Source organism: Mesorhizobium sp. M7A.F.Ca.AU.001.01.1.1 (assembly GCF_004022735.1).
In the GTDB taxonomy this organism is placed as follows: Bacteria; Pseudomonadota; Alphaproteobacteria; order Rhizobiales; family Rhizobiaceae; genus Mesorhizobium; species Mesorhizobium ciceri.
The window spans coordinates 1-6,046 of record NZ_RZPF01000392.1; the positions used below are offsets into that span (position 1 = coordinate 1).

The following is a 6,046-nucleotide window of genomic DNA, read 5'->3' on the forward strand; positions in this document are numbered from 1 at the left end:
GTGCAGATCATCGCATCCGGACGCGCTGCACGCGCTATTTCCGGCATGATCTCCGGATTGGGGTTGGCCAGCGCCAGGATCAGCGGCTTCGGCGCCATGTGCTGGAGCAGTTCCGGCTTCAGTACGCCTGCCGCCGACAGGCCGAGGAAGACGTCGGCGCCCGAAATGACGTCGGCCAGCGTGCGCGCCTCGGTGTCCTTCACATAGGGGTCTTTCCAACGATCCATCTCATCGGTGCGGCCCTTGTAGGCGACGCCGAAACGGTCGGTGACCCAGATGTTTTCGACCTTGGCGCCGAGCGAGACCAGCAGGTTGAGGCAGGCAAGGGCGGCAGCCCCGGCGCCGGAGGTGACGATCTTGATGTCCGATATGGTCTTGCCGGCGAACTCCAGCCCGTTGAGCACGGCGGCAGCGACGATGATGGCGGTGCCGTGCTGGTCGTCGTGGAACACCGGTATGCCCATGCGGGCCTTCAGCTGTTCCTCGACCTCGAAGCATTCCGGCGCCTTGATGTCCTCGAGATTGATGCCGCCGAAGGTCGGCTCGAGGGCCGAGATCGTCTCGACCATGCGCTCGATAGCGGGCGCGTCGATCTCTATGTCGAAGACATCGATGCCGGCGAACTTCTTGAACAGGACGGCCTTGCCTTCCATGACCGGTTTGGAGGCCAGCGGGCCGATATTGCCGAGGCCGAGCACGGCCGATCCGTTTGTGACGACACCGACCAGATTGGCGCGTGCGGTGTAGTCGGCGGCGGTCGCCGGATCGTCGCGGATTTCCAGGCAGGGGGCGGCGACGCCGGGGGAATAGGCGAGCGCGAGGTCGCGCTGATTGCCGAGCGGCTTGGTCGCCTGTATCTCGAGCTTTCCCGGCCTTGGGTGCTTGTGGAAGTAGAGGGCGGCTTCGTCGAGGTCCGAACGTGCCGTCTTTTTGCTCTCGCCTTCCATGCGGCCGCTCCCTCGAAATCTGCCTGGAGATTCCCTTTTAGCATGCAGCCGTGGTTTTTCGCGACGCTAATTGACGCGCCGGCGGCAATACCCGGCGGCGCGTAGAAAGTATTGAACAATCAAATACTTATAACGATTGTCTGACGGACGGATCCGACCGTTTCACGGATAAGTTGATCAAAAGGCGCTGACGTAAAGACCACCATCGACCGGTATGTTCTGCCCGGTCAGATAGCCGGCGTGGACCGAGCACAGGAAGGCGCAGATCTGGCCGAATTCCTCCGGCGTGCCGAGCCGCTTGGCCGGAACATCGGCGCTGATGCGGGTCTTGCGCGCGGCTGCGGCCTGAGGGCTTTCGACTGTGCCGGCCTCATGCGGGCCGCGCAGCCGGTCGGTGTCGAGCTTGCCCGGCAGAAGGCTGTTGATGGTGACGTTGCGGTCGACAACCGTTCTGGCCACGCCGGCAAGGAACGAGGTCAGGCCGGCACGCGCGCCGGACGACAGGTCGAGGCCGGGAATGGGCACATAGACCGACAGCGAGGTGATGTTGACGATGCGACCGAAGCCGCGCGCCGCCATGCCGTCCAGCACGGCCTGCACGAGCTCGATCGGAGTCACCATGTTCTGGGTAACGCCTTCGAGGATCTTTTCGCGATCGAGCGTGCGGAAGTCGCGAAGCGGCGGTCCGCCATTGTTGTTGACCAGGATGTCCGGCTCGGGGCAAGCCACGAGCAGCGCCTTCTGCACCTCCGGCTTCGAGACGTCGCCGACGACTTCCGTCACCGTGACGCCATAGCGCTCGCGCAACTCAGCGGCGGTTTTCGCCACCAGCTCGGCATTGCGTCCGTTGACGACGACGTCGCAGCCGGCTTCCGCCAGCGCCACGGCGCAACCGCGCCCAAGTCCCTTGCTCGAAGCGCAGACGATGGCCTTCTTTCCGCGGATACCAAGATCCATGACGATTTCTCCTGTGATTTGGCCGGCAAGCTAGTCCTTCGGCTGGACCAATCGCAACCGTCATACGATTGTTGCATGAATCGGGGCATAGGCTCGCGAAAGCAACGGTGAAATCGCGATGTCCGGCCAAGAGCCCCGCACTTTCCGCAGCATGTTCATTTCCGACGTCCATCTGGGCTCGAAGGCGGCCAAGGCCGAGTTCCTGATCGATTTCCTTCGATATCACGATGCCGATATCATCTATCTGGTGGGTGACATCGTTGATGGCTGGCGGCTGCGACGGAGCTGGCATTGGCCGCAAAGCCACAACGACGTCGTGCAGAAACTGCTGCGCAAAGCGCGCAAGGGCGCCAACATCACCTACATCGCCGGCAACCATGACGAGTTCGCCCGCCAGTTCCAGGGCGTGCATTTCGGCGGCATCGTCGTTGCCGATCGCGCCATCCACGAGACCGCCGACGGCAAGCGGCTGCTCGTCATCCATGGCGACCAGTTCGACACCGTGGTCCACAATGCGCGCTGGCTCGCCTATCTCGGTGACCACGCCTATGACGCGGCCATGCTGGTCAACCGCGTGGTGACGCGGCTGCGCCAGCTGCTCGGCCTGCCTTATTGGTCCTTTTCGTCTTGGGCCAAGCACAACGTCAAGAAGGCGGTGAACTTCATCGGCTCGTTCCAGACCATGCTTGCCGACGAGGCGCGCCGTTCGCATGTCGATGGCGTCATCTGCGGCCACATCCATCATGCCGTCATCGAAAATTTTGGCGATGTCCAGTACATCAACACCGGCGACTGGGTGGAAAGTTGTACGGCTGTGGTCGAGCATTTTGACGGCCGCATGGAAATCCTGACTTGGGCGCAGGTGCTGCCCGAGGTGCCGGACGAGCCCTTTATCCCGCTGCTCATCGAGGACCGGGTAGGGCAGGCGGCCTAGTCCGAAGTCCTTTCGGCTTCGGAATCAATCAATTAGTCCAACCGGTTTCGTCCGGTTTTCGTCCATGTTAAGGGATCGATACGCGTTGCCCTCCGGCCGAATACAGCGCGATTGGATCGATTCATGTCCCTGCCGCAGCTCTCGCCCGAACAACTCGTCAAGCCGCGCCATTTCGAACTGCGCATGAGCCTGATGTTCGCGACGCTTTTCGTGCCGCTCGGAACGCATTTGCCGTATTTTCCGTTGTGGCTGCAGGCCAAGGGTTTTCATGCCGAGCAGATCGCGGTCATTCTGGCGGCGCCGATGTTCCTGCGCGTGGTGACGACGCCGCTGCTGACCGCGCTGGCCGACCGTGCCAGGGACCGCGCCGATGTCTATGTCGCGCTGATGGCTGCGTCGCTGCTTTTGTCGGCAGGTTATTTCCTGACACCCACCTATGCGATGGTGCTGGCGGTCTCGCTGACGCTGACCATCGTCTGGACGCCGCATTCGCCGATCGCCGATTCGCTGGCTCTTTCGGGTGTCCGCCGCTTCGGTTCGAACTACACAAGCATGCGCAAATGGGGCTCGATTTCCTATTTGTTCGCCAATATCGCCGGCGGCTTCATTCTGTCGGTAACCGGTTCACAAGCCGTTCCGGTTATCATTCTGGTGGCGTTTGCCGCCGCCCTTGCCGCCGGCCTGCTGGCGCCGCGCCTTGGCCGTCCGCGGCGCGCCTCGCCGCTGTCGGCCACCGACATCCAGCATTCAGCGCCGAAGCTTCTCAACCCGTATTTCCTGTATTTTTCCACGGGCGTCGGCGTCATCACCGCCAGCCACGCATTCCTCTACGGTTTCGTCTCCATCTACTGGAAGTCGATCGGCCTCGGCGATTCGGTAGTCGGTCTCTTATGGGCTTGGGGCGTGGTGTCGGAAGTCTGCATGTTCATGATGTTCACCCGCTTTTTCGGCCGGTTCTCCGTCGTGTCGGTCATGGTGATGGCCGGAATCGGCTCCATCGTGCGCTGGATCGCCTTTCCGCTGGTCTGGCCGCTCGGCCTCGGCATTCCCGGCTTCTTCGCTGTCCAGTCGCTGCACTCGGTCTCGGTGGCGCTGGGGCTGATCGGGCTGCAGAAGATGATCGGCGAAACGATCTCCGAGGAGCGGACAGGTGCCGCGCAAGGCATTGCCTATTTCTCCAACGGCTTCTTCATGGCGGTGGTGACGCTGGCGTCCGGCCCGCTCTACGACCGTCTCGGTGTCGACGGCTTCTTTGCCATGATCCCGATTGCGTTGATCGGACTGGCGCTGATCGGCCTTGCTGCGCGCTCAGCCCCAGAGCGCCGTATCGGGCGGTGACACCAGCGATCCCTGGTAGACAAGGCCCGGTACCCGGTCGCGGGCAAGCAGCAGCGGACCGTCGAGGTCGACGAAATCGGCATGCTGGGCAAGCAGCACCGCTGGCGCCATCGCCAATGAGGTGCCGACCATGCAGCCGACCATCACGCCGAAACCGAGTTCGCGGGCGCGATCGCGCAGCACCAGTGCCGCCGTCAGGCCCCCCGACTTGTCGAGCTTGATGTTGACGGCATCGTAAAGACCGACAAGCGCTTCGAGATTCTTAGCCTCGTGCACGCTTTCATCGGCGCAGATCGGCACCGGATGGGCGATATGGCGCAGGATCTCGTCATGACCGGCCGGCAGCGGCTGTTCGATCAGCGCGATGCTTTGTTCGGCGGCAAAGGCGAGGTTCGCAACGATGTTGTCGTCGCTCCAGCCCTCATTGGCGTCGAGGATGATGCGGCTGTCTGGCGCTGCCTGCCTGACCGCCCGGATGCGGGCAATGTCGTTGTCGCCGCCGATCTTGACCTTGAGCAGCGGCCGCGCCGCATTGGCGCGGGCCTGCGCCGCCATCGCCTCCGGCTCGCCCAGCGACAGCGTGTAGGCGGTTTCGAGCGCCTGCAAGGGAACAGCACCTATCGCAACCGCCACCGATGTTCCGCTGAGCTTCGCCTCCAGATCCCATAGGGCGCAGTCTAAGGCGTTGCGGGCGGCTCCGGCCGGCATGGCATCGAGCAAGGCGCTGCGGCTGATGCCATCGGCGATCCGGCCGCGCATGGCGTCGATCGCCTCGCGCACGCCCTCAATCGTCTCGCCATAGCGCTTGTAGGGGACGCATTCGCCGCGGCCGAAATGGCCGCCGTCGCTGATCGTGCAGGAGATCACTTCGGCTTCGGTCTTGGAACCGCGCGAAATGGTGAAGGTTCCGGCGATGGGAAAACGCTCGGCCTCGACCGAAATGACACGCGCCATATTTTTCTGCTCCTGCTGTGCGACAAGCGTTGTCGGCAAATCGACAGGTCAGACCCGTCAGGCTAAACAGGACGCCATGTTGACCATCGGCAAGCGCGACGCAAGCGGCACGACCGCAGGGGAGGCTGACCACGAACCGCGCGTGGCGATCGGCGAGGAGGACGGCGTTCTTGGCTGCGCTTTCTCCGGAATCTGGACGACACGGACCGTTGCACTCGTCGACGCCGACATGCGCAAGATCGAAAAGCGAAGCGGCTTCAAAATCTTGGCGCTCGATGTTTCCAAGATCGAGAAGATGGACACTGCCGGCGCCTGGCTGATCGACCGGCTGGTCAGCGCCTTCGAGAAGAAGGGTGTCGAAATCCAGATGCAAGGCCAGAGCGAGATCGCTTCGATCCTGCTCGAAGCTGTCGGCGAGGCCGTGCGGCGCGAACCCGAATCCGGCCCGGTGCGACCGCCCAACATCGTCATTCGCGCGCTGGAGGCGGTTGGCCGCCGGGTCTACGAGATGCGCGACGATTTTCTGGCCTCGATGAACATCCTCGGCGCCACCATCCGTGGCGCGCAGATGAAGCTCGGCCGTGGCCATGCCGTCAACCCGGCGGCGATTTTCAACCAGATCGACCGTATGGGCGTCGGCGCCATTCCGGTGGTGGTGCTGATGTCGGCGATCGTCGGCGCCATCGTCGCCCAGCAGGGCGCCTATCAGCTCAGCTATTTCGGCGCCGATATCTTCGTCGTCGACCTCGTCGGCGTGCTGATCCTGCGCGAACTCGGCGTGCTGATGACGGCGATCATGATCGCCGGCCGCTCCGGCAGCGCGATCACCGCCGAGATCGGCTCGATGAAGATGCGCGAGGAGGTCGACGCGCTGAAGGTCATCGGGCTCAACCCGATCGGCGTCCTGGTCTTTCCG

6 protein-coding genes are annotated in these 6,046 nt (G+C 63.1%); 3 read left to right on the forward strand and 3 right to left on the reverse strand.

Annotated features, from left to right (window positions below; translation table 11 throughout):
- Together EN884_RS22065 and EN884_RS22070 are read right to left on the reverse strand one after the other, a co-directional pair.
- Nucleotides 1-947: malic enzyme-like NAD(P)-binding protein (locus EN884_RS22065; RefSeq protein WP_281034834.1), on the reverse strand; the 947-nt coding region annotated here is incomplete at its 3' end.
- Nucleotides 948-1,124: 177 nt separating this feature from the next.
- A complete protein-coding gene (locus EN884_RS22070; RefSeq protein ID WP_063167910.1) occupies nucleotides 1,125-1,904 on the reverse strand; it encodes an SDR family oxidoreductase in 780 nt (259 codons plus the stop codon).
- Between the two features lie 118 nt (nucleotides 1,905-2,022).
- On the opposite strand from EN884_RS22070, the gene EN884_RS22075 reads away from it, so the two are divergent.
- Both EN884_RS22075 and EN884_RS22080 read left to right on the forward strand, forming a co-directional pair.
- Nucleotides 2,023-2,838 (forward strand): UDP-2,3-diacylglucosamine diphosphatase, encoded by an 816-nt coding sequence (locus EN884_RS22075; protein WP_082826451.1) that lies wholly within the window; start codon nucleotides 2,023-2,025, stop codon nucleotides 2,836-2,838.
- A gap of 123 nt (nucleotides 2,839-2,961) precedes the next feature.
- Nucleotides 2,962-4,176 carry an MFS transporter gene (locus EN884_RS22080; RefSeq protein ID WP_063167911.1) on the forward strand — a complete coding sequence of 405 codons (1,215 nt, stop codon included), beginning with the start codon at nucleotides 2,962-2,964 and terminating at the stop codon, nucleotides 4,174-4,176.
- Here the strand turns inward: EN884_RS22080 and dgcA are convergent.
- A complete protein-coding gene (dgcA, locus tag EN884_RS22085) occupies nucleotides 4,147-5,130 on the reverse strand; it encodes an N-acetyl-D-Glu racemase DgcA (RefSeq protein WP_063167912.1) in 984 nt (327 codons plus the stop codon). The two genes, EN884_RS22080 and dgcA, sit on opposite strands and share 30 nt — an antisense overlap.
- A gap of 76 nt (nucleotides 5,131-5,206) precedes the next feature.
- Here dgcA and EN884_RS22090 point away from each other — a divergent pair.
- Nucleotides 5,207-6,046 (forward strand): ABC transporter permease (locus EN884_RS22090; protein WP_128360736.1); only part of this gene is annotated, 840 nt, incomplete at its 3' end.

What these genes read in the sequence shown, in the direction of transcription:
- EN884_RS22075 (WP_082826451.1), top strand. Translation starts at nt 2,023, where the DNA reads ATGTCCGGCCAAGAGCCCCGCACTTTCCGCAGCATGTTCATTTCCGAC.
- EN884_RS22070 (WP_063167910.1), bottom strand. Translation starts at nt 1,904, where the DNA reads ATGGATCTTGGTATCCGCGGAAAGAAGGCCATCGTCTGCGCTTCGAGC.
- dgcA (WP_063167912.1), bottom strand. Translation starts at nt 5,130, where the DNA reads ATGGCGCGTGTCATTTCGGTCGAGGCCGAGCGTTTTCCCATCGCCGGA.
- EN884_RS22080 (WP_063167911.1), top strand. Translation starts at nt 2,962, where the DNA reads ATGTCCCTGCCGCAGCTCTCGCCCGAACAACTCGTCAAGCCGCGCCAT.